Here is a 26,705-nt window from a genome sequence, read left to right on the forward strand (position 1 = left end):
TTGTCCCAAACTCTTCAATTTACTTCCAAAAATCATCAAAGATAGAAATCGGTAAATGACGTTTATGTTCTGTTTTGTTCCACCAATTTTCAATTATTTTCTGGGCTACTGGGGAGACTTGCTTGCCCTCTAAATAATCGTCGATATCATTATAGGTCACGCCAAGGGCAACTTCATCAGCGATACCGGGTTTATTTTCTTCAAGGTCTGCGGTTGGAATTTTTTCATAGAGAGCCTTATCAGCTCCTAATTCTGCTAACAGCTGCTTACCTTGACGTTTATTGAGACGATATAAAGGTAAAATATCAGCTCCACCATCGCCAAATTTAGTAAAGAAACCAGTAATGTTTTCAGCAGCATGATCTGTTCCAATGACAGCTCCGCCATTTTCACCAGCAACAGCATACTGACTAATCATCCGCTGACGTGCCTTGATATTTCCCTTATTAAAGTCAGAAACTTGAACTCCAGCCTCTGCTAAGGCAGCGACTTCCCCATCAACAGCAGGTTTAATATTGATAGCAAGACTGACATCAGGCTGAATAAAATTGAGCGCTCGTTGTGCATCATCTTCGTCAGCCTGTACACCATAAGGCAGACGGATAGCTATAAATTTATAGCCATTATCACCCGTTTCATGACGTAATTCCTCAATAGCAAGTTGCGCTAGACGACCAGCAAGACTGGAATCTTGACCACCTGAAATTCCTAAAACATAAGATTTCAAAAAGCCATGCTTCTTCATGTAAGCTTTAAGAAAGTCAATGGATTTACGGATTTCTTCTTGAGCATCAATTTTAGGTTTAACACCCAACTGAGTAATAATATCTTCTTGTAAACTCATTTAACGTCACCTTTCTCATAGGCTTCCTTACGAATACGATCAATCAGATTCACCTTATTTTGCCAAACATCACGCGCCAGATCAACCGGATAATCTTGTGGATTGAGGACGCGTTTATACTCATCCCAGAGTTTATCAAATTCTCTGCGCGCATAATCTTGAATATCTGATAAACTTGGCTGAGTATAAACTAATTTCCCTTGGTCAAAAATATCAACTAAAAGCGGTACGGCATCAAAATCGCGAATTTTTTTATTAATGTAAGTATAAGTTGGATGGAACATGTCAATTTCATCCAAAGAATTGACATCTGTATCTGTGAAGGTAATGTAGTCGCCTTCTGATTTTCCTTTAGCACGACTGGTGATGCGCCAAACTTGTTTCTTACCGGGCGTTGATACTTTTTCTGCATTGTTAGAGAGTTTAATGGTATCTTGCATCACACCATTATCATCTTCAATGGAAACAATCTTATAAACAGCCCCCAAAGCTGGTTGATCGTAAGCTGTAATCAGTTTTGTTCCTACGCCCCAAATATCAATTTTAGCTTTTTGCATTTTCAGATTGAGAATGGTATTTTCATCAAGATCATTCGAAGCATAAATTTTAGCATGGGGATAGCCAGCTTCATCTAACAATTTACGAACTTTTTTAGAAAGATAAGCCATGTCTCCTGAATCAATGCGCACTCCTAGGAAATTAATCTTATCACCCAATTCATTAGCCACACGAATGGCCGCAGGCACTCCCAAACGCAGCGTATCATAAGTATCTACTAAAAAGACACAGTCTTTATGCGTTCCAGCATAGGCCATAAAGGCATCATAGTCATTACCATAAGCTTGGACAAGGGCATGCGCATGCGTACCTGAAACGGGAATACCAAAGAGTTTTCCTGCACGAACATTGCTGGTAGCGTTAGCACCACCAATAACTGCTGCGCGCGTTCCCCAAATAGCTGCATCCATCTCTTGAGCACGGCGCGTACCAAATTCCAAAAGCGGCTCATTCTCAATAACAGAACGAATGCGAGCAGCTTTTGTCGCAATGAGGGTTTGAAAATTAACAATATTTAAAATGGCTGTTTCAACTAATTGACATTGAGCAAGCGGTCCTTCAATTTGAACAATCGGCTCATTGGCAAAGACTAAATCTCCTTCCTTAGCAGATTTAACACTCAATTCTAATTTAAACTCTTTTAGATAGGCAACAAAATCTGCAGGATAACCTAATTCCTCTAGATAAGCAATGTCTGTTTCAGAAAAACTCAGTCCTTGCAAATAAGCAATCATTCGCTCTAAACCTGCAAAAACAGCATAACCATTTGCAAAAGGTTCCTTACGAAAGAAGACTTCAAAAACAGCTCTTTTGTTATGAATCCCTTGGTTGAAATAGACCTGCATCATATTGATTTGATACAAATCTGTATGTAAGGTTAAACTATCATCCTTATACATACATTATCTCCTTTTTTATTAAGATACAAAGGGCGTTAAGAAAACGAGAAGAAAATAGGAGGCTGACACCGTGCGCTTGCACATAAGGCAGGCTATCTTTTTCTCGACGCTTTTAGCCCGTGTTCAATTATTAAGATACAAAGAGCATTGCGAGCAAAGGCAAAATAGGAGGTTCGTGAAGAGTTTCAGGACTCTAGGAGAAGCTGTCTTTTTGACACAGATCGCAGCTCGTGTTCAATTATGTTTATTGTTACTATTATAACACAAAAACGCTAAGGTAATTAGACAATTAAAAAGGAGTAAAAATAAATTTAATGAAACTCAAATTTAAATTCAACTTATTATTTTTCTATTTATAAGCAAAAAAGGTTAGGATAAAGTTGTATGTTAGAGTAGTTATCTAACTTTTGAGACACACTTTACTGTCCTAACCTTTGACATTGTTTGATTTATTTTCAAATCCTTAATAGTTATTGACAATATATTGATAGGCTTCTTGAGCTGCTACGGCACCATCGCCAACAGCTGTCGTAATTTGACGAAGATCTTTTTGGCGGACATCACCGATAGCAAAAACGCCTGCTGCTTTCGTCTTCATATGATCATCTGTTGGAATCCAACCAGCTTCATCTGTGATATCTAATTCCTTAACCATACTTGAGACAGGATCTAAGCCAACATAGATAAAGACACCACCAAAGGCATAATTGTTTACTTGACCTGTTTTGACATTTTCAATATCAACATTGGTTACCTTAAGATCATTCCCTTTGATTTCTTTAACAACAGAATCCCAGATAAAGTCTACTTTATCATTGGCAAAGGCACGTTCTTGCAATACTTTTTGCGCACGCAGTTCATCACGGCGATGGACAATAGTAACTTTGTTGGCAAATCTGGTTAAGAAAAGAGCTTCCTCAACGGCTGAATCGCCACCACCAACAACTAACAAGTCCTGGCCGCGGAAAAAAGCACCATCACAAACAGCACAGTAAGAAACACCGCGACTATTATAGGTTTCTTCACCAGCGACAGCAAGAGGGCGGTGTTTAGCACCTGTAGCAATGATAACAGTTTTGGTTTCATAGCTATTGTCATCCGTAAGGACCTTCTTGAAATTACCATGATCTTCAACAGCGGTTACAATACCATAGAGATTTTCAACACCAAATTTTTCAAGTGGTTCATGCATTTTCATTGATAGTTCTGGTCCAGAAATCAAGTCATAACCGGGATAATTTTCAATATCAGAGGTATTATTCATTTGACCGCCGGGCGCACCTTGTTCTATTACAGCAACTTTGAGATTGCTTCTAGCAGCATAGAGGGCAGCTGTCATGCCAGCAGGACCTGAGCCAATAATAATTGTATCGTACATATCTTACTTTCCTTCTTTTTTTGTTCTTTCATTCTAAATCAATTTTATAAAATTTACCAATTTTATGCTTTGAACATTAGAATAATAGCCATAAAAGCAAAAGACAAAATAGGAATGGTGACCAAATCTATCAATAAAGCTTCATATAAAATTGTTAAACGCTCTTTAGAAGTCTTATCTTTTTTTCTAATAGCACGATAAAGAATCCAACCCGCACTAACTAAAATAACTGCCAAAGCAGACATAAGAAGACCTTGAATATACAAATTAAAAATCTCTACTAACATATTACCACCATAAATAAAAATACTCTGATTAAGAGCATTCTTATTATATCAAATAAAGGTTTTTTTGTAACTAGCAAAAAATTCTTCTGTGCGTTTTTCTTGAGGATGATTAAAAAGTTGATCCGGCGTTCCCTGCTCAAGAATATGTCCCTTTTCAAGAAATAGAACTTTATCCGCTACTTGACGAACAAAGCTCATATCATGACTAACCAATACCATGGTTTGACCTGATTTAGCAGCATCAGCAATTGACTTTTCGACTTCACCAACAAGTTCTGGATCTAGCGCTGAAGTTGGTTCATCAAGCAAAAGAACATCTGGTTTCATGGCCAGAGCACGAGCCAAAGCAACACGTTGCTTTTGACCTCCTGAAAGATGGCGCGGATAATGATTTTCCCGATCAGAAAGTCCAACCTTGGCTAATTCTTCTTTAGCAATTTTAGTTGCTTCATCATCTGGCAATTTCTTAACAATCTTAAGACCTTCTTTAACATTATCAAGCGCTGTTCGACGCTCAAAAAGGTTAAACTGTTGGAAAACCATGGCTAATTTACGACGCAAAGTTAAAATCTCTTCTTTGCTAATAGTATCGAAATTAATCTTAAAATCATCAATTTCAATGCTGCCTGAATCAGGCTGCTCTAGGTAATTCATACTGCGTAAAAAGGTTGATTTCCCAGCACCAGAAGCACCGACAAGGGCTACAACTTCTCCCTTTTCAATATCCAGATTCAGACCATCTAAGACTTTTTGTCCAGAAAATTCCTTGGTTAAATTGGAAATGCGAATCATTAACGCACACCTCCTTCCACAGCTTGATCCTTAACAATGTGATCAGGAGAAACAATCTCCATTTTCTTTTCGATAAGACGACCAACTTGTTCAATAATAATACTAACACCCCAATAAATAATAGCTACGGAAATAAAACGTTCAAAGTAACGATAATCACTACCACCGAGAATCTGAGCCTGAGCAAACATTTCAACAATTCCGGCATTAAAGGCAAGAGAGGTTCCCTTGGTCAAGCCAATTAACGTATTAATCAAGGTTGGAGTTGCCACCACAGCTGCATTAGGAATGATAACACGTCGGTAAACCTGAGCAGTTGTCATCCCCAAACTCTTAGCTGCTTCAATTTCCCCAGAATTGACAGATTGAATAGCTGCACGAATGGTTTCACTAGTGTAGGCAGCTTCATTAAAAGCAAAGGCTGTAATCGCAAAAACAGATGCTGGAATAGCATTAATATTAAAATCAGTCCCCATCTTTTGATTGAGGGCTTTTAGTAACAAAGGAATACCATAATAGGTCAACATCAGTTGAACCAAGATCGGCGTCCCCCTTAAAAAAGAAACAAAGAAAGCTTGGATGGGATAGAGAATTTTAACACGATTAAGTTTAACAATGGCAAATAAAAGCGCCAAAACAAGACCAAAAATGGACCCACCTAAAGTCAAAATTAAAGTTGTTGGCAGCTTTTCTAAAATAGATGGAATGGCATCAAAGACTGCCCGCCAACTGAATAATTTACCGTTAGGTAAACTGGCAACAAGTTTGTCATACCAATTTATCATTAATAATAGATTAAACATAATTTTCCTTTTCTAAACGCTTTTAATAAGGTAAATGCGAAACGCGATCACCCGCTAAATACTGCTGACTTAATTTCTTTAGAATCCCTGCTTTTTTAAGCTCTTTTAAGCGTTTATTAACAAAAGTCTGTAATTTTTCTCCAGTTTTATCTTTAGCAAACAAGAGATACTCCAACCCGTCTTTTTCACCACCAATCTTACCCTTGACATTGGTAACTTTCAAATTGATAGCTTGATCTTTAATAACAGTTTGAAGAGAAATAACATCGTAAAATAAAAAGTCAATTTTCCCTGCTTCTACATTTTGAAGACGTTGGGTTAGGGTAACGGTATTAGCGACATAGTGAATTTTAATAGCAGTTTTCTCCGTATGATTTTTATTCCAATTCTCAAGAATAGCAGCATAGTTAGAACCAGCATAAACCTCTACCGATTTGCCTGATAAATCATCTAAAGACTTATATTTGCCTTTTTTACTAGCAATGGCATAATTGGATTTTGAAACTGGATTTGAAAAAAGATACTTTTCTGCCCGTTCTTTGCTGTAATTAAAATTATTGGCCGATAACTGATAACGTCCTGAGTCTATCCCCGTCAAAATAGAAGAAAAGGATACTGTTTCAAATTTAACTTTATATTTTTTAGACTCCTTGAAAATAGCCTTAACCAAAGCAATATCATATCCATCAAACTTTTTATCCTTTTTATAAGTAAAAGGAGCTGTATCTGAGTCTGTTGCTACAGTGATTGTTTCCTGTGAAGCAGCTTTCACTGGTAAGGTAAAAGCGACCAAGGCTAAGCTAGCTAAAAGAAGTCCTACCATTAACCTTTTGATAATTTTCATATCATCATTTCTCCTAAAATAGTTTCATATCTCAGTCTATCACGATACACAAGCTCTGTATAATAGTTTTTTCCTATCACCGTGATAATATTTTTCTATCACTCCACAACTTAAATACTAGACTCCTCAAGTCTAAAAATAATATCCATCTAGTCAAAATAGAATATTCTTACCAAATAGGACTAAAGCATTCGAAATTTAAAAATTGGGACACTTAATCCCAACTTTTCTCTCTATATATCAAAAACGTTGTTTTTTAGCTTTACGATTAGCACGATTTTGGGCACGTTTAACGGAACGGCGTTCTTTACGACGTTTTTCATTAACTTTCCACTGAATTTTCTTCTTGTATCCCGGTTTGATTTTCTTCTTTTTCTTTTTGACCAGACCCATCATTTCCAGATCAAGTTTTTCCTGCGTTTTCTTACGATTGAGGCGCCGATCCCGATCATAAGTATCCTGAAACTCCCCATTTTTTAAGACTTTAGGAACAAAGACTATCCCTAACTTCTCAAGTTCTCTGATATCAGAATCATCACTGGGTTGATATAACGTGATAGCTGTACCAGAAAGACCATTGCGGCCTGTTCGGCCAACACGGTGAACAAAGAATGATAAATCTTGAGGAATCGCATCATTAATCACATGACTAACGCCTTCAATATCTAAGCCACGTGCAGCTAAATCTGTCGCTACAATGTATTCAAAATCTAATTGCTTAACCTGATTCATAATCCGCTTACGTTCACGCGGCGGAATTCCTCCATGAATTTTTGCAGTTTTAAAACCATTAGCAGACAAGAAAGCGTGCAGATCATCGACACGGTCTTTGGTATTAGCAAAGATAATGGCCAAATAGGGTTTCAAACTCTTTACAATCTCTAATATTTGCTGATTTTTATCGCGTCCCTTAGTTGAAATCAGCCAATTGCCAATGGTGTCTGCAATGACTGTACTGGTCTTGATTTTTTCTATAATAGGATGATTTAGATATTTTTTCAAAAAAGGCTGTAATTTTTGAGGAATGGTTGCTGAAAAAACAAGGAGCTGTATATCTTTGGGCAAACTTGCAGCAATTTTATCAACTGTATCTAAGAAGCCCAGATCAAGAGTCATATCTGCTTCATCAACAACAAAAGTATGAGCTTTATGGATATCAAGATGCCCAGATTTAACTAAATCATAAATACGACCCGGTGTCCCAATCACAATTTGTGGCTGAGTTGCTTTTAGTTTTTCAACTTGACGAAGTTTATCAGTCCCGCCAATATAGTTAGCAAGCCGAATATTTTGTTCTGAAAATTGAGCAATTTGTTTAGCAGCTTCATAAATTTGTCTGGCGAGTTCACGGCTTGGTGCAGTGATAACGGCTTGAACATCTAAAGAATCTTCTTCTAATTTTTCAAAAATAGGTAACAAAAAAGTATGAGTCTTTCCTGATCCTGTTTTTGATTCACCAACCAAATCTTTTCCAGATAAGATAAGTGGAATCAGGCGTTCTTGAACCTCCGTCGGTCCTTCAAAATGTAAGTTTGCCAAAGCATTGTTAATATAATTTTTAAATTTAAAATCTGTAAATAACATGTTAACCTCTTTATTGTTCTACTTAATTATAGCATTAAAAAGCCCAAGAAAGCAAAACGACAACTCAGTATGTTTAAAAGTAAAAGTCTTATATTCCAATGTGTTTGCTTCTTACTTTCTCAAAACACAAAATTATCTTTTCGAACAACAAAAAACACTCTGAAAGTTAGTTGATAGCAGTTAACTTTCAGAGTGTCGCAAATCATTATGATTTTTCTTTCGAAAAGCCCAAGAATAGAAAAAGCAGGGAGGATAAATCTTCCAATAAGAACTCCAATATGATAAGGCAAATCTCCTGACCTAACTAGTATTACTAAAGTAAAGGCTGTTAAAATAACGGTTAAAACCAAGAATCATACTCTTTAAATTTTCATTAACTTCTCTTATAAATATAAAATCGCTAAAATAAGTAAACTCCCGAGAAGACCTATTGACCAAAGAAAAAAATCAACCTGCCACTCAGACCACTTTTTACCAGATTCTCTTAGACGTAAGCCACCAAGTTCAAGATGGTGATGAAAAGGTGTCATCCTAAAAATACGCTGCCCTTCTCCTTTGCGCTTTTTAGTCCATTTAAAATAAGATACTTGAAGCATCACAGAAGCCGTCTCAAGCACATAGACAATACCAATAATCAGTAAAGTCCATTCCTGATGAAGTGTAATTGAAATAGCTGCCAACATTGCTCCTAAGGCTAAACTACCAACATCTCCCATGAAAACCTTAGCTGGTTTGTGATTATAGATAAAAAAGCCTAGTAAAGCACCAACCATGGAAATGATAATCAAGAGAACATCAAATTGGTTTTGCATATATGCAATAACACTATAAGTTAGCAGACTGATAACCACTGAAATGGAAGCCAAGCCATCAATACCATCCGTCAAATTGACGGCATTTGAAAAACCAACAACCCAAAACAGAATAAAAATAATGTAAAACACGCCCAAATGTAAAGGAAAACCAAAAAGATTTAAGGAATCTGTACCGCTTGGTTTAACATGAACAAGGTAGAAAACAAGACCGCCAATAAGCTGCAAGGTCATTTTTTGCCAAGCTGTTAGACCTTGGTTAATTTTTTTAAAAATCTTTAAGAAATCATCCAAAAATCCAATAGTCCCATAAATTAAGACAATAAAAAGAATAGCCAAGGTGGCCCCAAAAGCAGGCCCTCCAGTAATATGAAGAACGAATGCACAGATAAAGGTAACTAAAGCTGCTACAAGAAGAAACACTGTCCCCCCCATGGTTGGAGTCCCAGCCTTAGCTAAATGTTGCTTCACATCTTCGTGCATTTGTTGTCCATTGATTTTTTTCAATTGATAGAACCGGATGAAAAATGGCATGGCAAGAATGGTTAAGATAAAAGAAATAATTCCTGCGATGATTGTAGTGGTTAACATGTTATTCTCCTAGGGTTATTCTTATTTTTTTCAAATTTTTAAGCTTACTGCCAACTTTAACACTCTGTTCGGTAACTTTTCCAGATTTTTTCCCTTTGAAAGTTACCTTGATACCAGTCCAATCTTCAAACTTCTTAACGTTTTTCTTGCTCCAGCCATACATATCAGGCATAGTATCAAAATGGCTGGTTAATAGTAAAACCTGTTGATTTTCCTTCAAATTCGAACCAACACTTACAGACGTTTTAATGATTTTATTTCCTGTACCAAGCACAATTGGGTGAACAAGATTTTGACGTAAGTCATCAGCCGTATTACCTGGGTTTTTTCCAATAACATTTGGTAAATAATACTTAGTCTGTTGATCTTCAGGTGTTTCAATTGGTGCCAATAGCGTATCTTTCATTAATGTTGCCTCTTCCAAAACAGGATTAACAACATCTTGCCAGAAGGACACACTAAATGATTCTGGTTGTTGTAATGTCACATACATCAAGAAATCAGGATTATCAGATGGTACCATAGCAACAACTGAATAGATATAATCATTGCTTCCAGATAAGTAACCCGAACCGTCACCAGAAGCAATTTGAGCTGTCCCTGACTTGACTGCAACAGACTGATTGCCTACTTTAATGACTGGACCACCCAAACTGGCTGAATAGAGAGTCCCGTAATTAGGGTCTGTTCCTACTGTTACCATATACTGCCGTGTTTGTTTCGCTGCATCGGCTGAAACAGGATTGCCTGCCTCTTCTTTTTTCGCCGTACGGCTGCTTCCCGTTTTAGGATCATAAATTTTGGTGATAAATTGCGGTTCTAACATAACACCATCATTAGAGACAGAAGTAAAGGCTCTGAGCATCTGTGTCTGTGTCACTCCAATACCTTGACCAAAGGCACTCATAGCAATCGTTACCATATTATCAGATGGAAGGAGGCCTGAGGCTTCACTGCCCATTCCAAAACGTGTTGGTAAGCCAAAACGATATTTATTGAGATAATTAAGCCAATTATCATTACCCATTTTTTGTTCTAGCAGCGTCATTCCTACATTACTAGAATAAGCAAAGCCTTGAGCGAAAGAAAGATAGCCTCCTTGCGAAATACCTTCATTAACTGACCAATCTTTGATGGTAGCGTCAGCAATAGACAGACTGGCATTATTATAAGTTTCGTTAGGATTGAAGACCCCTTCATCAATAGCAGCAGCGAGTAACATGACTTTCATTGTTGAACCCGGTTCATAATTGGTTTGATAAAGAGCATTTTGCCAAGAAAAATCTTTAGAATCCAAACCTTCCTTTGTATCAGAATTAAAGCTTGGTCTTTGTGAGGTTGCCAATATTTCGCCTGTTTTGGCATTGACCAGAGTAGCACTCGCCTGAGCACCCTTAGCCTTACTTTGGAAAGCATCCATCTGCGTTTCCAAATAAGTCTGAATAGGAGCAGACAATGTTGTATAAACATCTTTGCCATCTTGAGCTTTTTTTACAGTTGTGGCAGCACCTAGAAGTGTGTTTCCATTTTTATCTTTTTGGTAGGTCACTTGTCCGTCTTTTCCAGATAAAATTTTATCAAGAGAAGCTTCCATGCCTGTTGCACCTACTAAGCTCTTACTACCATCTTTATTTTCTTTAATCTGAGCTAGACCAATAAATTGTGAAGCGAAGGTCCCATTAGGATACATACGTCCGGGACTTGTTGTAAAAGCGACTCCCTTAATTTTTGCATCTTTAAGTGCCTTGGTGACATCTGTCATTGTTCCATAAGTAATATTTGAACCTTTAGATCCAAAAGATACTTGCGTTAGCTTCTTTTGTTTTAACTGAGAAGTAACATAATCTTTTTCCATGCCTAAATGCTGGTTAAGAATATCAGCTACTTTATCATATTGTGAAGGCTGAACATATAATTTTTCACCGGAAGTCGACACATAAGATTTATCAATAACAGCATAAATATTATAAGTGGTTGAATCTTCTGCGATGGGATTTCCATTACGATCATAAATTGTCCCGCGTTTAGCCTGAACTTTTTGAACGGTTTGATAAACAGAGGACGCCCCTTTAGATAAATTAACACCAAATTTCCGATCCGTTCCAATAATAATAATAAAGTTAACAATGAAAACACAAAAGATAAAGACAGACAAAATCATTAAATTTTGTCCAACACGTTCACGGTTTTCTCTAGGTACTCTGCGGTCGCCTACAACATAGTCCAAAAATTTCTTTTTAAAATTTTTCATAGACTAGTCCACCTTCTTAATATTATCTTTTTGCACAGTAAGACCTGCTTTTTGAGCAATTTCCGCAATACGATCATAGCGGCTCAGTTCATTAACTTCCTGTTTAGCATTATTATATTCAGTCTCTCTATCATTGATTTGGCTGTTTAAATGGCTGATTTCCTGCTGAATTTGTAGGCTGCGACTTTGTAAATAAATAATACTAACAGCCAGTGTGATAGCAGTAATAATAATCGCACCATAAAAAGCCTTTTCCAATCTGGTAAAGGTTTTGATTCTTTTTTGTAAAGCTTGAGAGAGAGCTTCGCTCCGTTTTTCATTTGTCATATTATTTCTCTAATTTCGAATTTTTTGAATGACCCGTAATTTAGCCGAATGTGCCCGATTATTTTCTGATAGTTCTCTAGCATTGGGTAAGATGGGTTTGCGATTTACCAAAGAGAATTTCGGTTGTAAGTTCTCTGGAACAAAAGGGAGGCCTTTAGGAACATCAAGAGTGGTCACTTCTTTAAACAGTTGTTTCGTGAGACGGTCTTCTAAGGAATGAAAAGTAATGACAGCTATTCGTCCATTTAAAGCCAGCAAATCTAGGGCTTGTGTTAAAGATTCCTCTGCTGCACCTAATTCATCATTAACTTCAATTCGGATAGCCTGAAAAATTTGCTTGGCTGGGTGACCCTTCTTCTTTAGTTCTTTAGCAGGTTTAGCAGATTTAATAATCTCAGCTAACTCTGCCGTTGTCTCAATCAGTTTCTCTTTTCTGGCACTTTCGATCTTTCTTGCAATTTGCTTGGAAAATTTATCCTCGCCATACTTAAAGAAAAGGCGTACTAAATCACGATAATTATAAGTATTGACCACATCAAAAGCTGTCAACTGTGCATCTTGATTCATCCGCATATCAAGCGGTGCATCCTTCTTATAAGAAAAACCGCGTTCGCGTTCATCTAATTGAGGACTTGATACTCCTAAGTCGTAGCAAATACCATCAATTTCGTAGATTCCCTCATCAGCCAAGCGGCTTTTTAGATGTCGAAAATTATCTTTGATAAAGCTGACTTGACCAGTCTTAACATATTGTTGCAAACGTATTTTAGCATTATCAATGGCTTTTTGATCCTGATCAAAACAATAAAGATGACCTTCTTTACCAAGTTTTGAAAGCAAACACTCACTATGTCCTGCACCACCAAGCGTTGCATCAACATAGATGCCATCTGGCTTGATGTCAAGCATATCAATTGTTTCATGCAAGAGCACAGTGATATGATGAAAATCATTAGTCATAACTTTTATTCTACCACACTTTTACTCTATAATAAACCAAAAAAGAAGCTATCTTATTATTTCTAAGATGAAGGCATGGGCAGTCTTTAAAAGCAGCCTTTCTTTAAATCAAACAGCTTCTGTAACACATAAAAAAGCAGGACTAAGGTCAGTTTATAAATGAACACCACTTGTCCTGCTCTCATTTTCATATCTGTTTTATCTCAAGCGCCATTCTACAATAAATAAGTGATGTTTTATTTACATTCTCTATTCAAAATTTTGTCTGGCATTCCTCTTGTGAACTTCACTTCTAATCATCATTTATTCTCTAATTTGTCCTTTACCATTAATGTAAAATTTAGTACTGGTTAGAGCTTCTAAACCCATTGGCCCACGGGCATGTAATTTTTGAGTTGATATACCAATTTCTGCTCCCAAACCAAAGACAAAACCATCTGTAAAACGTGTGGAAGCATTCACATAAACTGCTGCCGCATCCACTTCATCTTGAAAGCGTTCGGCTGCCTGAATATCTCTTGTTATAATGGATTCTGAATGATGACTGGTATAGGTATTGATCCAGTCAATCGCTTCACCAAGACTGTTAACAATCTTAACAGACATGATATAGTCTAAAAATTCTGTCGCGTAATCTTCCTGACTGGCAGGTTGAGCGTTTTTCAAAATCTTTTGTGCCCTATCATCAGCTCGGAATTCAACTGGATGTATTTGATTAATAGCCGCTTCTAATTTTGGTAAGAAATCCGAAGCAACTTTTTCATGGACAAGTAACCCCTCAGCTGCATTACAGACACTAGGTCGCTGCGTTTTGGCATTAACAACAATCTTGCTAGCCATGTCAAGGTCAGCAAACTCATCAACATAGATATGGACATTGCCAACACCTGTTTCAATAACGGGTACCTTGGCTTCCTTTTTTACGGTCTGAATCAGACGGGCACCGCCGCGCGGTATGAGAACATCTACGTAGTCCACCGCAGCCATCAACTCTTTGGCAACTTCATGGCTGGTATCTTCAACTAATTGAACTGCATTTTCATCAAGTCCAAAGCTAGCGAGTGTCCGACGAATCACATTGACCAGAGCTGTATTGGAACAAATAGCATCACGGCCTCCGCGTAAAATGATAGCATTTCCTGTCTTAAAGGCCAAGCTGAAAGCATCAACAGATACATTGGGACGGCTTTCAAAAATCATAGCAATGACACCTAAAGGCACACGTTTTTGAATGATTTTCAGCCCAACCATATTCGTATAACCACGAACAACCTGTCCAATGGGATCACCTAAAGCAGCCACATCACGAACAACTGAAGCAATATCTTGCAGACGTTTCTCATCCAAACGTAAACGATCTACCATGATAGCGCTAATACCATGTTCTTGAGCCAAGGCGACATCTTTAGCATTTTCTTCTAAAATATAAGGCAATTCTGCTAACAAAGCTTCCGCCACTTTAAGCAAAGCAGTATTTTTCGCTTCCGTACCTAATTGAGCAAGTAAAAAACTAGCCTTTTTTGCATTTTGTCCTAAATTATCAATAATTGCCATAAGCTACTCCTTTGCAAATAAGGTTCCTATCATTTTTCCATCAAGAGCCCGTAAAATATCACGGGGATTGGCACCGTTCATCAGAATCATTTGACGGTCACAGTCAAAAATCATCTGAGCACTTTTGATTTTGCTCATCATACCGCCTGTCCCAAACTTACTACCTGCACCACCTGCTGATTTAAGAATTTCCTCGGTAATTTCAGTTACATTTTCTCTCAAAACTGCATTATCATAAATAGTTGGATTTTTATCAAAAAGACCATCAATATCAGATAACATAATTAAAAGGTCACTATTTGTAATATTTGCAACTAGAGCTGACAAGCGATCATTGTCGCCAAACTTAGTTGTATGATCCATCTCATCCACACTGATGGCATCATTTTCATTAACAATAGGCACAATTCTCATAGATAAAAGGGTCTCAAAAGTATTGGTCACATTTTCAAGACTTTCAGGAAATTCAACAACATCTCTTGTTAAAAGAATCTGAGAAACATTGGTTTGATAGTGCGAAAAGATTTGAGAATAAAGGCTCATCATAGCTACTTGACCGACGCTGGAAACAGCCTGCTGGCGAGCAACCTCGGCTGGACGCTTATCCATTTTCAAGATATCTAGTCCAAATCCCATTGCACCAGATGAAACTAAAATAACATCAAGTTCTCTATTCATCAAGTTTGAAATAACAAAAGCCAGCTGATCTATTTTATTCAAATCAATCTTTCCACTTGGTAAAACAAGCGAACTGGTTCCGATTTTGATAACAATTCGCTTGACATGTTCAAAATTTCGTTTCATATGATTCATTATAACACACTTTTACTGCTCTTTAAACGACTCAATAGTAGAAAGATACCTTTAATAGAACTCCTTTTAACTTTAAAAAATGAAATATTTTATTCAAAAACAAGTAAAATACTATTATGAATGAGGATAAATCTTAACACAACACTCGTATAAATAAGCAAACGATTAATTTTTTAAAAAGGAGTAGGACAAAATTGATAAACCGCAATGAATGTGATGTCAATTTTATAATCCAGCTTTTGCAAAGTGGACTTGGTATTGATATGAACTGAGGCTTATGGGGATTAGATAAGCTTTAACAGTTTAGAAAACCGTTAGAGCTATCACTTGGCAAGAGAGATTTTAATAGTCCGCTGGACTGTTAAAATTTTGTACCTAAAAACCAAGATGTGAAACTTCCAATCAACCACTGCGTTAGCCTAAAACTACTGCACAATAAAAGGGCCGAAACATTGTTCCGCCCCTTTTATTAGTGTCAAAATGACTGTCTAATCATTTACATCTTCTGTCTCCTTGGAAATAATTTTTCCCGTATCAGCATTGATTGTATAGTTATATTCTGTTGCATCTTTAGTGAATTCAACTTCAAATTCCGTCACCCCGTCATCAATATCCTGTTCAACGGTTAGCAATGTGACTTCCTTTTCAGTAAAACCTGCATCTTTAAGAGCAATATGCTTAGCTTGCTCTTTAGAAATTTTAGTTTCGGTGATATCAGAGTGGCTTGTTTCCTTATCACTCTTCTTTGTTGTTTGGTCAGTCTTCGTCTGAGCTAGTTGATTGTCATCATTGATGTTATCCTTATTACAGGCCATCAAGAGCGGGATTATAGACATCGCTAATAAAAGCGCTAACAATCTTTTTTTCATAACACACACCACCTTTTTTCTTTGATTGTAACCTACTTTAAGGTCACTAGTCAATAGGAAAAGCAAAATTATTTTGAAAAGATAAGTTCCAGATTATAAAAAGAAGCATGATGAGGTATCTATTTAACTATTATCTCCCGGCTTCCTACCATGAATTCCTTTTTGACGCTGAATTTCCTTTAGCTTTGCAGGCGTAATATCATTGCCCTCTTCATCAACGATTTTAAGTCCTTCAATATGATGGCGAATGCTGCGGCGATAGCCTTCAATATACTCTTCTCGAAGTCTTTCCTGTTCTAGTTTTTCAGCACCAGTTAATCCTTCTGTCTTCTTTTTTCGTGCTAATTCATTAATACGATCAATTTTTGTTTGTTCCATAAAAACTCCTTCTATTTATTTCTTATTTAAATAAAAATAGGTCAACACCTTAATTAAGAAATCAGGGTATGAGACACCAAGTCTTATTACATATCACATCTGAACTTATTTTGTCCTAATTTCATTAAAAGCTGCGATAGTATTAGCTTTCTGTGCCAGACGATCCAGTAAGTTTAAACGATTCTTTTTCACAGCCTCGTCATCCACCATAACCATTGTATTATCAAAGAAAGCATCAATAATCGGACTTAAGACAAAAAGACGGTCAACATTGTCAGTCATATCTTCTGTAAAATGCAATTCTTCAACAGCATCGAAGAGCTCTTGTTCATATTCATTTTCAAAAATACTGGTGTCCACCATTTCATTATGATTAGACTTCTCTGCTAAATTAAAGACTCGCGATAAACTTTCAATAGAAGCTTTAAAATGATCCTCGTCAGCTTTTTCAGCCAAGGCTGCTGCTGCTTCAACCTCCAGACGAACAATATGTGTTGAACTGTCAAGAACTGCTTCTCTAATATCTTTTGGTACAGACTTATCAATCATTTTTTCAACACGACCACGAATAAATGCCAGAACATCTGCCTGATTTTGATAAGTCAAACTGTCAAAGTCAAATTGATAAAGATTGGCAACTAAACGATCCAAAGGAATTTCCCAACCGAATTTATCTAAAATACGAACAATTCCTTGGGTCGCACGACGAAGAGCATAGGGATCGTTGGAACCACTTGGAATAAGACCGACTGAGAAGAAGGACAATAGGGTATCAAGTTTGTCAGCAACGGCTAAAATAGCGCCTACCTTGCTGTCAGGCAGCTGACCGTCACTGCTGATTGGCAAATAATGTTCACGAACAGCAGTTGCAACCGCCTGACTCTCACCTGCTAAAGTAGCATATTTTTCTCCCATGATACCTTGTAATTCATCAAATTCACCTACCATACCAGTCAAAAGGTCAAACTTATAGATGCTAGCTGCACGCTCTATTTCTGCTTTTTCTTGATCCGTCAAATCTGCCTGTTCTGCTAGATAAGCCGCAATCTGCTTGGTTCGCATCATATGTTCATATAAAGAACCAATTTTTTCATGGAAAGTAACCAATTTTAATTTTTCAACTAGATCTGCAATCTGCAATCTTTGGTCTTCACGCCAGAAAAATTCTCCATCTTCTAAGCGTGCTAATAAAACTTTTTCATTTCCTTTAACGACATTTTCAATGAATTGTTCATTACCATTACGAACTGAAATGAAATTAGGCAATAATTTACCAGTTTGATCACGAACAACAAAATAACGTTGGTGCGTTTTCATTGACGTTACCAAAACTTCTTCTGGCAATTCCAAATATTTCTCATCAAAACTCCCCATAAAAGCTGTTGGATATTCAACCAAATTCAGCACTTCGCTGAGCAATGCTTCATCAATTTCGACAGAAACATTATAGGTTTTTTCAATTTCTCTAATTTGCTCAATAATCATGTCTTCACGTTCTTTAGCGTCAGCAATGACAAATTCTGCTCGCAAATCAGTTTCATAAGAGGCAGCGCTAGCAATTTGTGTTTCCTGACCAAGAAAACGATGGCCTCTGCTGATACGCCCAGATTTAATATCAAGAAAATTAAGATCAAGAGCTTCATCATCCAAAAGAACAACAAGTGTATGAACAGGACGAATATATTCAAAAGTATGATTAGCCCAATGCATATTAACAGGGAAAGTCAGAGACTGCAATACATCAATAAGACCACCTAAAACTTCTTTAGCTGGTTTGCCTGCTTCATTTTTAGTGACATAAACATATTCTTCGCCCTTGACCTCACGAAATTCAATGGCATCTGTTGTCAATCCTTTACCGCGAACAAATCCTTGGGCTGCTTTAGTAAAATGACCATCAGCATCCAGAGCAATTTTCTTAGCCGGCCCCTTAAAGTCTTCAGAATAATCACTTTGCTGATCAGCCAAATGAACAACACGAATAGCTAAACGACGAGGAGTTGAAAACATTTCTATTTTTTCAAAGGAAAGACGATTGGTCTCCAAAAACTGTCCCATTTTTTGACGTAACTGTTTGATACTCGGCTTTACAACATAAGCCGGCATTTCTTCAAGACCAAGTTCGACTAATAAATTCTTTGTCATGATTATGCTTCCTCCTCTGCCAAAAGTTTTTCTCGTGTCATTTCATCTAACAGTGGATAACCAAGACGTCTACGTTCGGCTACAAAGGTCTTGGCAGCCACACGCGCTAAATTGCGAATCCGTGCAATGTAACCAGCACGTTCTGTTACCGAAACAGCTCCACGGGCATCAAGCAGATTGAACGTATGTGAACATTTTAGGATATAGTCATAAGCTGGATGCACTAAGCTTCCCTCCAAGCAGCGTTTAGCTTCTGCTTCAAATTTTTCAAAATTCTCCAACAGCATCTCTTGGTTGGAAATTTCAAAAGAATATTTAGAATGCTCATATTCTGGCTGTCTGAAAATTTCACCATATTTAACGCCAGGTGCCCATTCAATATCATAGACAGAATCAACTTCTTGAATATAAGAAGCTAGACGTTCTAAACCATAGGTTACCTCAGCGGTTACAGGTTGTGTTGCTAATCCTCCTACTTGTTGGAAATAAGTGAACTGGGTAATTTCCATACCGTCAAGCCAAACTTCCCAACCAAGTCCAGCTGAACCAGTTGAAGGATTCTCCCAATTATCCTCAACAAAACGAATATCATGTTCTAAGGCATTAATACCAAGTAATTCAAGTGATTGCAAATAAAGTTCTTGAATGTTACTTGGTGATGGCTTCATAACTACTTGGAATTGATGGTGCTGATACAGACGATTAGGATTTTCACCATAACGACCATCGGCAGGACGACGGGAAGGCTCAACATAAGCCGCATTCCAAGGCTCAGGTCCAATAGCACGTAAGAAAGTGTAGGGACTCATGGTACCTGCACCTTTTTCATTATCATAAGCCTGCATCAACATACAACCCTGATCATTCCAGTATTGCTGTAACGTGAGGATAATCTCCTGGAAGGTTAGTTTTTTTGACATAATTTACTCTCTTTCTTAATAATTATATCTTGCGACATTTCCTTTTAAAAGCGATATTCTTTTGAAAAGGAAACAAGTGCATAGACTAGGTACATAGTAATTATCGTTAGGTGCTTAAATCTTTAGGATTATTAGCAACTTTGGCTAGGTGAAAGGTTTGTTCTTTAGACATTTCGTCTCTCTTTTTTGTAAAATAGCTGACGCTGGGAAATCAAAAGAGCCACGCTCAATCACTCCCATGCCAACTGACATAGGGGCGTTTGAAACGCGGTCCCACCCTAATTTATTACTTCATTTATCTGATTGTTAGCTTGGCTATTAGCCAAGAGAAAGTGCCAGTCCTTCATTTTGTTTCACCTGACTTACACTCTCTCAGGTTCGCTGCAGAAACGCCACAAAACTCTCTTTCTTAACAAAGATTATAGCAAAAAAGGTCAAGCTTGTCCAGACTTACTCCAACTTCATGGCGTTAAAAATATACATAAAGAAATCTCGGCTGACTTCAAAATGCCCGTAGCGTAGCTGGCTGGCATAGGTTTTCCAGTCTGGATGCTGTCTGGCGGTTTCAATCGGGCAAGGCTGGACAGACCTGTAATACTCAACATCCCGCCTGAAAGGGATAAAGTCCGGTGCCATTTCAAATTGATAAACCCTATCATTCTTCATCTTACCCGCGGCTGTGAAAGCCTGCGGCTTTTGATTAGAATCAAGAGCGATTTTAGGACTGTAATAGAGCAGGTAATCGCCCTTTTTCATGCGTCTTAAAGGACCGCCTTTACCATGACAGACCTGGCAAAAACCGCCGTCAACACCGCGTTTAACATGATTTTCTGAAACAACACCAACCCAGAACTTAACCATGATTTTCCTCCAGTTTTATTAAAAGCCGATTGAAAACCGACAGCTGTTCTTCCAGCTGACCAAAGTAGGTTTGGTCAATTGCCTCAATGAGAGGCAGAGCCTGATTCATGCGCTCTCTGCCTGCATCAGTTAGGAAAACAACTTTGGCTCGACTGTCCTGCGGATGTTCCCGACGCTCAACTAAGCCTTTTTTCAACAGGAGCTTAAGAATCTGAGAAACCGTCATCACATCCATATCCGAAAAAGCAGCTAGATTGACCTGAGTAATCAGGTCCTGTTGCAGCTCTAAGGCTCCTAAACTGGTCAGAATAATAAATTGCGGATGAGTCAGCCCCACTTTTTGCAGAGCTGCTTTTACTCGGCCATGCCAAGCATTGTAAACTCGTGCGAATAAGAGACCTGTCGATTCCTGATGGTTGTCAGCATACTGGGAATGAAAAGTTTTTGTCATACTGTCTCCAAGATTTGTTTCAGCTTTCCGACACTTTCGGGCACATCAGCAAAAATCTGTTTCAAAAAGGCTAAAGCCTCCTTTGTCGTATCGCTGTCTGTCAAAGAAACTGAATGCCTTAGACTAATGGTACCGTCAGGATTTTCAAGTATCTCATGTTCAAAGAGGACATTGCCAAAAGGCGTTGCTGTTAAATCAGAAAAACACTGATTCTCACGCACCTCAACTAAAGTGAAGGCAAGTTCAGGCATATCCTCCATCTTCATTTTCCCCTTTTGCCCTGTAGTGAATTCACCCTCCAAACTAATTTGTTCCAAATCACCCTCCCAGACAAACCACTGATTAACTTGAGAATAGTAGGTCCAAGCGTCCTCTTTTTTAGCATTAACCGCCAATTCAAAAGAAAATTTCATAAAAAACACCTCCATATTTAATAAATATTTATATTATAAGTCTACTTACAATATTTGTCAAGAGAAAAGAATGAGATAGACAGCCATGTCTAATAAGATTTTTGCTTTTTCCAATATCAATCCTCACGATTAATATTAACTCCCATAACAGTCAAGTGACCATTGCTAATGAGTTTAATGACCAAACGAGCCAATTCTTTTGCAGGCATATCGAAATCAGACTGGATCCACCACATCAAAGTCCCAACAAAAATGCTGGTCAAATAAGCAACAATAAAATCTGTTGGTACGGGTTCCCCAGATTCTGTGACATTAAGTTTTGTTAAGAGATGATCATATTTTTGATGCAATAATTGACTGAAATCGTTTTGAAGAATTTCTTGAGAAATATTTTTTAAAACAATTTTAGCAATAGAGGGATTTTTTTCTAAACTGTGATAATAATGACTTAACAGACTCTCTGCTTTTTTGACCTTGACCGTATCATCAGTAGTAACTTGCGCTGCATCAATCATATCGGACAGCTGCTCAATCATTTGTTTTTGAATGCCTTGCTGTAAGGTATCCTTATCGGCATAATGAGAATAAAAGGTTGCCCGATTAATCATAGCCTCATCAGCAATATCTTGAATAGTAATTTTTTCATAAGGTTTGTCACTCAGTAATTTAACAAAGGCATCAAAAATTAATTTTTCCGTCCGCAAATAACGAATATCAGTAAATTTCATGACATTATCCTCCTTAGATAAACAACAAAACGTCAATTGCCGTTGCCTAAACAACACAATCATAAAAATTAACGATTGAATTTGATATTTAGAGATTTATAATAGCATTATAACAAACGGACTGTTTGATAGGCAACAATCTGTTGTATTGTCACTGTTATTCCGTTGATAAAAATGTGACTAGAAGGGAAAATTGCAGGCTGAATTAGAATTAAGAAGCTCCTTTCTTTACAAATCAGTTTAAAATTCTACGATTTACAGTCAAACTAGGTATTTTTATATGTATAAAGCTGGTATTGATGTTGGTTCAACAACAGTTAAGGTCGTTGTCTTTGACCAAGATTATCATTTAATCTTTTCACGTTATGAACGCCATTTTTCAGACGTAAAAGCGGCAACTATCAAGATAATTCAAGAAGCCATATCTAAAATCGGTAATCAGGAGGTCTCCATTGCCATCACTGGCTCTGGAGGTATGGGACTGTCTGATGCGGCTGAAATTCCTTTTGTCCAAGAAGTTATCGCAGCAACTACCACCGTGGAAAAATTCATTCCACAAACAGATGTGGTTATTGAATTGGGCGGTGAAGATGCCAAAATGACCTTCTTTGGGGATGCCCTCGAACAACGCATGAACGGAACTTGTGCTGGTGGTACAGGAGCTTTCATTGACCAAATGGCAGAATTGCTAAAAACAGATGCTAACGGTGTTAATGAATTGGCTAAAGAGTATGAAACCATCTATCCGATTGCCAGCCGTTGCGGTGTTTTTGCCAAAACAGATGTCCAACCGCTGATTAATGAAGGAGCCCGTAAGGAAGACATTGCGGCTTCCATCTTTCAGGCGGTCGTCAATCAAACTATTGCTGGACTAGCTTCTGGTCGTAAGATTACAGGTAATATTGCCTTTTTAGGCGGACCGCTCTTTTTCATGAGTGAATTGCGCCAACGCTTCATTGAAACTCTGGATATCAAGTCTGAGAATGTTATTTTCCCAGAAAATCCTCAACTATTTGTTGCTATGGGAGCAGCCCTTGATGAAAATCAAAGCCAATTAAAATTATCACAAATTATTGATAACCTTAACAATAATAGTTCTGATTCTCTTGTACCTAAAAGCACTTTAGATGTTCTCTTTAAAGACCAAGATGAGTTAGATACTTGGCGTCAACGCCACAATGAAGCTAGTGCTCTGCGTAAGGACATCTCTACCGCTTCTGGTCCAGTCTTCTTAGGAATTGATGCTGGTTCTACCACTTCAAAAGTTATTTTGACTGATCCTAATGGTAATATTTTATTCGAGCATTACGGCAACAATTTAGGGCAACCTTTAGAAAATATCATTGTCATCCTCAAGCAAGTATACCAAGAATTACCAAGTACTGCTTTTATAGCCAATTCTTGTGTCACTGGTTACGGAGAACACCTTATCAAGGCTGCTCTGCGAGTTGATAATGGCGAAGTTGAGACCGTTGCTCACTTCAAAGCTGCCAATTATTTTAATCCTGGTGTTGATTTCATTTTAGATATTGGTGGTCAGGATATGAAAGCCATGTCTGTTCAAGATGGGGCGCTCTCTAGCATCCAGCTCAACGAGGCCTGCTCGTCTGGCTGCGGTTCTTTCATTGAAACCTTTGCCAAATCTCTCAAATACGATGTCAAAGATTTTGCTAAAGCAGCCCTTTTGGCTAAACATCCTGTGGATTTGGGGTCAAAATGCACTGTCTTCATGAATTCCAAGGTCAAACAGGTACAAAAAGAAGGAGCCACTGTCGCTGACATCTCAGCAGGACTTTCTTATTCTGTTATCAAAAACGCCCTTTACAAGGTTATCAAGGTCAAACGGCCAGAAGATTTGGGACAAAAGATTGTCGTTCAAGGCGGTACTTTTTACAATGAAGCTGTTCTTCGAGCCTTTGAATTGGTCTCAGGTCGTGAAGTCGTTCGTCCCAACATTGCTGGACTTATGGGAGCCTACGGCTGTGCCCTTATTGCCCAAGAAAAGTATGAAGACCATGCTCAGCCATCCAAACTCATGCAATTAGAAGAATTAACAGCATTCAAGGCAGAAAAAGAATTCACTCGATGTGGTCTTTGTGAAAATAATTGTTCCTTGACCGTTACTATCTTTAACGATGGCTCTAAATTTGTGACGGGTAATCGCTGTGAACGCGGTGCCGAAAAAGTCACCAAAATTAAATTTGACCGCAGCAAGCAAAAAGAAAATTTGGTTGATTATAAATACAAGAAGCTTTTTAAATTCAAGGCCTTATCTAAACGCGATGCTAAGCATGGTGTGATGGGAATCCCTCGCGTTCTCAATCTATATGAAAATTATCCTCTATGGCATACTATCTTGACCGACCTAGGATTTCGTGTTCAAATTTCACCAAAATCTGATAAAAAACTTTATCAAAAGGGAATCGAAACCATTCCAAGTGATACCGTTTGTTACCCTGCTAAAATGGTACACGGTCATATTCAAGCTCTTATTGATAAAAAAGTAGAAGCCATTTTCTATCCAAGTGTCATTTACGAACAAGTCGAAAATAAACAAGCACCTAATCATTACAACTGCCCTATTGTCCAAGGTTATCCAGAACTGATTGAAAAAAATATGGACCCCATTCGTAATAAAGAGGTCAAATATTTCCATCCCTTTGTTAATTTAGCTGATCCAGCAAGTGTTGTCCAAGCACTTGCCAAAGCTTTTGCAGATTATGATGATATAACGAACGAGCAGATTCACAAAGCCGTTGAACATGGCTTTCAAGCTTTAACGGATTTCAAAACTGACTTACAAACCAAAGCAGATGAACTCTTAACACACTTGGCAATGAACAATGAAAAAGCTATTGTATTGTCAGGTCGTCCTTATCATCTTGATCCAGAAATCAATCATGGTATCGCTAATATCATTACTCAGGAAGGTTTCCATGTGCTGACTGAAGATATGGTATCGGGTCTTGAAGAGGTTGATGGCTTGCGTGTTGTCAATCAATGGGTCTACCATTCTCGACTTTACGCCGCTGCCAAGGTCGTTTCTAAAAATCCTAATTTGGAACTGGTTCAGCTTAATAGTTTTGGTTGTGGTCTTGATGCTGTCACAACAGATCAAGTTGAAGAAATCATGCGCGGTCATAACAAACTCTACACCGTTCTTAAGATTGACGAAGGCAGCAATATGGGAGCTATTCGTATCCGTCTGCGTTCGCTTAAGGCAGCCGTGAAAGAACGTGACCAAAAAGTCAAAAAGGCTAAGCTTGATCACATTTTCAACCAAACACCACAATTTCCACAGGAGCTAGAAAATGAAGAAAGCAAACAAAGGCCTATCTTCACCAAGGACATGAAAAAGACCCATACCCTGCTCATGCCAATGCTATCGCCTATTCATCAAAATGGTCTCATTGAAGAAGCCTTTAAGCAATCAGGTTACAATGTTGTCATATTGCCAGCCATGGATCGCAAGGCAGTTGACGTAGGATTAAAATTTGTCCACAATGATGCCTGCTATCCTGCTATTATTACTATTGGTCAATTAGTTGAAGCCCTACAAAGCGGTCAATATGATCTCAACAATACCAGTGTCATGATGACGCAAACTGGCGGCGGTTGTCGAGCAACCAATTATATTCCGCTTTTACGCAAAGCTCTTAAGGACGCTGGTTTTCCACAAATTCCTGTTGTCTCTATTTCTATGGGAAATCAAGGAACTGAAGAAACACCGGGATGGAAACTTAACTATTCTTTTGTCAAACGTCTGCTTATCAGTGTGCTCTACGGCGATCTTTTCGAACGCTTACTCTACCGCGTGCGTCCTTACGAGTCTGTTAAAGGCTCAGCTAATACTCTTTATGACAAATGGTTAGAAATTGCTCGTAAAAATGTCAAATCAGGTTCTTACTTTGAATTCAATCGTAATATGAAACGTATTATTCGTGAGTTTGACAAGCTGGAAACAGTTAATTTTGGACAAAAACCACGCGTTGGTGTTGTCGGAGAAATTTTGGTTAAATATGCTCCAACAGCCAACAATGACATCGTTGGTATTATTGAAAGAGAGGGGGGTGAAGCTGTTGTTCCAGATTTGATTGGTTTTATGAATTATTCACTGTTTAATCAAATCTGGAAAGCTGATGAACTCAATATGAGTCAAAAAACAAAACGCTTGGCTAAACTAGGTATTGATGCTATTAACCTCCTTGAAAAGCCAATGAATAAAGCACTTGAAAAATCGGAACGTTTTGAAGGCATTGAGTCTATTTATAACATTGCTGATAGTGCTTCCAAGATTATCTCTATTGGTAATCATACAGGTGAGGGTTGGTTCCTGACTGGTGAAATGATTGAACTGCTTAATAATGATGTTAAAAACATCGTCTGTCTGCAGCCATTTGGCTGTCTGCCCAACCATATCGTTGGTAAGGGAATGGTAAAAGAACTTCGCAGGCAGTATAAAGGGGCTAATATCGCTCCTATTGACTACGACCCAGGTTCTTCAGAAGTCAATCAGCTCAACCGTATTCGTCTTATGATGACAACTGCTAAGAAAATGCAAAAGACCAAAGTCAATGCTTAGTTAAAAAATAAGTCTAAATGACAAGCCGTTTTTGTCCTAATTTTTTTATTAACTATTAAAA

At 37.8% G+C, this 26,705-nt stretch carries 24 protein-coding genes; 1 reads left to right on the forward strand and 23 read right to left on the reverse strand.

Going from position 1 to position 26,705, the window contains the following annotated elements; genetic code table 11:
* Window positions 1-19: 19 nt before the first annotated feature.
* The 23 genes from nadE to FNL60_RS08305 all read right to left on the reverse strand — a co-directional run bounded on the left by nadE (window position 20) and on the right by FNL60_RS08305 (window position 22,062).
* The gene (gene nadE, locus FNL60_RS08185; protein ID WP_002267027.1) at window positions 20-844 is read right to left on the reverse strand and encodes an ammonia-dependent NAD(+) synthetase; all 825 of its coding nucleotides are present in this window, start codon (window positions 842-844) and stop codon (window positions 20-22) included.
* Window positions 841-2,301 carry a nicotinate phosphoribosyltransferase gene (locus FNL60_RS08190; protein ID WP_002267026.1) on the reverse strand — a complete coding sequence of 487 codons (1,461 nt, stop codon included), beginning with the start codon at window positions 2,299-2,301 and terminating at the stop codon, window positions 841-843. The genes nadE and FNL60_RS08190 overlap by 4 nt, the downstream gene beginning before the upstream one ends.
* A gap of 463 nt (window positions 2,302-2,764) precedes the next feature.
* The gene (gene trxB / locus FNL60_RS08195; protein ID WP_002265673.1) at window positions 2,765-3,679 is read right to left on the reverse strand and encodes a thioredoxin-disulfide reductase; all 915 of its coding nucleotides are present in this window, start codon (window positions 3,677-3,679) and stop codon (window positions 2,765-2,767) included.
* 62 nt (window positions 3,680-3,741) lie between these two features.
* Complete coding sequence (locus tag FNL60_RS08200) at window positions 3,742-3,966, reverse strand: DUF4059 family protein (RefSeq protein ID WP_002262095.1); 225 nt, start codon at window positions 3,964-3,966, stop codon at window positions 3,742-3,744.
* Window positions 3,967-4,014: 48 nt separating this feature from the next.
* The gene (locus FNL60_RS08205) at window positions 4,015-4,758 is read right to left on the reverse strand and encodes an amino acid ABC transporter ATP-binding protein (RefSeq protein WP_002262094.1); all 744 of its coding nucleotides are present in this window, start codon (window positions 4,756-4,758) and stop codon (window positions 4,015-4,017) included.
* Entirely contained in the window at window positions 4,758-5,561 is an 804-nt protein-coding gene (locus FNL60_RS08210) for an amino acid ABC transporter permease (RefSeq protein ID WP_002274320.1), read from the reverse strand. The genes FNL60_RS08205 and FNL60_RS08210 overlap by 1 nt, the downstream gene beginning before the upstream one ends.
* A 22-nt stretch (window positions 5,562-5,583) precedes the next feature.
* Window positions 5,584-6,405, reverse strand: a complete 822-nt coding sequence (locus FNL60_RS08215; RefSeq protein WP_002280045.1) for a transporter substrate-binding domain-containing protein — start codon at window positions 6,403-6,405, stop codon at window positions 5,584-5,586.
* 240 nt (window positions 6,406-6,645) lie between these two features.
* Entirely contained in the window at window positions 6,646-7,989 is a 1,344-nt protein-coding gene (locus tag FNL60_RS08220) for a DEAD/DEAH box helicase (RefSeq protein ID WP_002280044.1), read from the reverse strand.
* A gap of 119 nt (window positions 7,990-8,108) precedes the next feature.
* Complete coding sequence (locus FNL60_RS08225; RefSeq protein ID WP_002302302.1) at window positions 8,109-8,339, reverse strand: hypothetical protein; 231 nt, start codon at window positions 8,337-8,339, stop codon at window positions 8,109-8,111.
* A 33-nt stretch (window positions 8,340-8,372) separates the two neighbouring features.
* The gene (gene mraY, locus FNL60_RS08230; RefSeq protein WP_002278857.1) at window positions 8,373-9,392 is read right to left on the reverse strand and encodes a phospho-N-acetylmuramoyl-pentapeptide-transferase; all 1,020 of its coding nucleotides are present in this window, start codon (window positions 9,390-9,392) and stop codon (window positions 8,373-8,375) included.
* 1 nt (window position 9,393) lies between these two features.
* Window positions 9,394-11,643, reverse strand: coding sequence for a penicillin-binding protein PBP2X (gene pbp2x / locus FNL60_RS08235; RefSeq protein ID WP_002265281.1), 2,250 nt, complete (start codon window positions 11,641-11,643; stop codon window positions 9,394-9,396).
* 3 nt (window positions 11,644-11,646) lie between these two features.
* Complete coding sequence (gene ftsL, locus FNL60_RS08240; protein ID WP_002262088.1) at window positions 11,647-11,970, reverse strand: cell division protein FtsL; 324 nt, start codon at window positions 11,968-11,970, stop codon at window positions 11,647-11,649.
* A gap of 9 nt (window positions 11,971-11,979) precedes the next feature.
* Entirely contained in the window at window positions 11,980-12,930 is a 951-nt protein-coding gene (rsmH, locus tag FNL60_RS08245) for a 16S rRNA (cytosine(1402)-N(4))-methyltransferase RsmH (protein ID WP_002280043.1), read from the reverse strand.
* A 303-nt stretch (window positions 12,931-13,233) separates the two neighbouring features.
* Window positions 13,234-14,484 carry a glutamate-5-semialdehyde dehydrogenase gene (locus FNL60_RS08255; RefSeq protein WP_002280042.1) on the reverse strand — a complete coding sequence of 417 codons (1,251 nt, stop codon included), beginning with the start codon at window positions 14,482-14,484 and terminating at the stop codon, window positions 13,234-13,236.
* 3 nt (window positions 14,485-14,487) lie between these two features.
* Window positions 14,488-15,288, reverse strand: a complete 801-nt coding sequence (gene proB, locus FNL60_RS08260; protein ID WP_002265279.1) for a glutamate 5-kinase — start codon at window positions 15,286-15,288, stop codon at window positions 14,488-14,490.
* Between the two features lie 497 nt (window positions 15,289-15,785).
* A complete protein-coding gene (locus FNL60_RS08265) occupies window positions 15,786-16,166 on the reverse strand; it encodes a PepSY domain-containing protein (RefSeq protein ID WP_002262084.1) in 381 nt (126 codons plus the stop codon).
* 123 nt (window positions 16,167-16,289) lie between these two features.
* Complete coding sequence (locus tag FNL60_RS08270; protein WP_002265666.1) at window positions 16,290-16,544, reverse strand: DUF896 family protein; 255 nt, start codon at window positions 16,542-16,544, stop codon at window positions 16,290-16,292.
* Window positions 16,545-16,649: 105 nt separating this feature from the next.
* A complete protein-coding gene (gene glyS, locus FNL60_RS08275; RefSeq protein ID WP_002262082.1) occupies window positions 16,650-18,689 on the reverse strand; it encodes a glycine--tRNA ligase subunit beta in 2,040 nt (679 codons plus the stop codon).
* A gap of 2 nt (window positions 18,690-18,691) precedes the next feature.
* Window positions 18,692-19,609, reverse strand: coding sequence for a glycine--tRNA ligase subunit alpha (gene glyQ, locus FNL60_RS08280; RefSeq protein WP_002262081.1), 918 nt, complete (start codon window positions 19,607-19,609; stop codon window positions 18,692-18,694).
* 450 nt (window positions 19,610-20,059) lie between these two features.
* Window positions 20,060-20,470 (reverse strand): EVE domain-containing protein, encoded by a 411-nt coding sequence (locus FNL60_RS08290; protein ID WP_002280041.1) that lies wholly within the window; start codon window positions 20,468-20,470, stop codon window positions 20,060-20,062.
* Window positions 20,463-20,921 carry a MarR family winged helix-turn-helix transcriptional regulator gene (locus FNL60_RS08295; RefSeq protein WP_002267016.1) on the reverse strand — a complete coding sequence of 153 codons (459 nt, stop codon included), beginning with the start codon at window positions 20,919-20,921 and terminating at the stop codon, window positions 20,463-20,465. The genes FNL60_RS08290 and FNL60_RS08295 overlap by 8 nt, the downstream gene beginning before the upstream one ends.
* Window positions 20,918-21,334, reverse strand: a complete 417-nt coding sequence (locus tag FNL60_RS08300; protein WP_002267015.1) for an SRPBCC family protein — start codon at window positions 21,332-21,334, stop codon at window positions 20,918-20,920. Before FNL60_RS08300 ends, FNL60_RS08295 begins: the two co-directional genes overlap by 4 nt.
* Window positions 21,335-21,450: 116 nt before the next feature.
* Window positions 21,451-22,062: a TetR/AcrR family transcriptional regulator gene (locus FNL60_RS08305; protein ID WP_002265271.1), complete on the reverse strand. Its 612-nt coding sequence runs from the start codon at window positions 22,060-22,062 to the stop codon at window positions 21,451-21,453.
* A 280-nt stretch (window positions 22,063-22,342) separates the two neighbouring features.
* Between FNL60_RS08305 and FNL60_RS08310 the strand changes: the two genes are divergently transcribed.
* Window positions 22,343-26,644, forward strand: a complete 4,302-nt coding sequence (locus tag FNL60_RS08310; RefSeq protein WP_002280040.1) for a 2-hydroxyacyl-CoA dehydratase — start codon at window positions 22,343-22,345, stop codon at window positions 26,642-26,644.
* Window positions 26,645-26,705 lie beyond the last annotated feature (61 nt).

Origin of the sequence: Streptococcus mutans, from assembly GCF_006739205.1 — a bacterium.
In the GTDB taxonomy this organism is placed as follows: Bacteria; Bacillota; Bacilli; order Lactobacillales; family Streptococcaceae; genus Streptococcus; species Streptococcus mutans.

Coding starts and splice junctions, on each gene's coding strand:
- nadE (WP_002267027.1), bottom strand. CDS start 844: ATGAGTTTACAAGAAGATATTATTACTCAGTTGGGTGTTAAACCTAAA.
- FNL60_RS08190 (WP_002267026.1), bottom strand. CDS start 2,301: ATGTATAAGGATGATAGTTTAACCTTACATACAGATTTGTATCAAATC.
- trxB (WP_002265673.1), bottom strand. CDS start 3,679: ATGTACGATACAATTATTATTGGCTCAGGTCCTGCTGGCATGACAGCT.
- FNL60_RS08200 (WP_002262095.1), bottom strand. CDS start 3,966: ATGTTAGTAGAGATTTTTAATTTGTATATTCAAGGTCTTCTTATGTCT.
- FNL60_RS08205 (WP_002262094.1), bottom strand. CDS start 4,758: ATGATTCGCATTTCCAATTTAACCAAGGAATTTTCTGGACAAAAAGTC.
- FNL60_RS08210 (WP_002274320.1), bottom strand. CDS start 5,561: ATGTTTAATCTATTATTAATGATAAATTGGTATGACAAACTTGTTGCC.
- FNL60_RS08215 (WP_002280045.1), bottom strand. CDS start 6,405: ATGAAAATTATCAAAAGGTTAATGGTAGGACTTCTTTTAGCTAGCTTA.
- FNL60_RS08220 (WP_002280044.1), bottom strand. CDS start 7,989: ATGTTATTTACAGATTTTAAATTTAAAAATTATATTAACAATGCTTTG.
- mraY (WP_002278857.1), bottom strand. CDS start 9,392: ATGTTAACCACTACAATCATCGCAGGAATTATTTCTTTTATCTTAACC.
- pbp2x (WP_002265281.1), bottom strand. CDS start 11,643: ATGAAAAATTTTAAAAAGAAATTTTTGGACTATGTTGTAGGCGACCGC.
- ftsL (WP_002262088.1), bottom strand. CDS start 11,970: ATGACAAATGAAAAACGGAGCGAAGCTCTCTCTCAAGCTTTACAAAAA.
- rsmH (WP_002280043.1), bottom strand. CDS start 12,930: ATGACTAATGATTTTCATCATATCACTGTGCTCTTGCATGAAACAATT.
- FNL60_RS08255 (WP_002280042.1), bottom strand. CDS start 14,484: ATGGCAATTATTGATAATTTAGGACAAAATGCAAAAAAGGCTAGTTTT.
- proB (WP_002265279.1), bottom strand. CDS start 15,288: ATGAAACGAAATTTTGAACATGTCAAGCGAATTGTTATCAAAATCGGA.
- FNL60_RS08265 (WP_002262084.1), bottom strand. CDS start 16,166: ATGAAAAAAAGATTGTTAGCGCTTTTATTAGCGATGTCTATAATCCCG.
- FNL60_RS08270 (WP_002265666.1), bottom strand. CDS start 16,544: ATGGAACAAACAAAAATTGATCGTATTAATGAATTAGCACGAAAAAAG.
- glyS (WP_002262082.1), bottom strand. CDS start 18,689: ATGACAAAGAATTTATTAGTCGAACTTGGTCTTGAAGAAATGCCGGCT.
- glyQ (WP_002262081.1), bottom strand. CDS start 19,609: ATGTCAAAAAAACTAACCTTCCAGGAGATTATCCTCACGTTACAGCAA.
- FNL60_RS08290 (WP_002280041.1), bottom strand. CDS start 20,470: ATGGTTAAGTTCTGGGTTGGTGTTGTTTCAGAAAATCATGTTAAACGC.
- FNL60_RS08295 (WP_002267016.1), bottom strand. CDS start 20,921: ATGACAAAAACTTTTCATTCCCAGTATGCTGACAACCATCAGGAATCG.
- FNL60_RS08300 (WP_002267015.1), bottom strand. CDS start 21,334: ATGAAATTTTCTTTTGAATTGGCGGTTAATGCTAAAAAAGAGGACGCT.
- FNL60_RS08305 (WP_002265271.1), bottom strand. CDS start 22,062: ATGAAATTTACTGATATTCGTTATTTGCGGACGGAAAAATTAATTTTT.
- FNL60_RS08310 (WP_002280040.1), top strand. CDS start 22,343: ATGTATAAAGCTGGTATTGATGTTGGTTCAACAACAGTTAAGGTCGTT.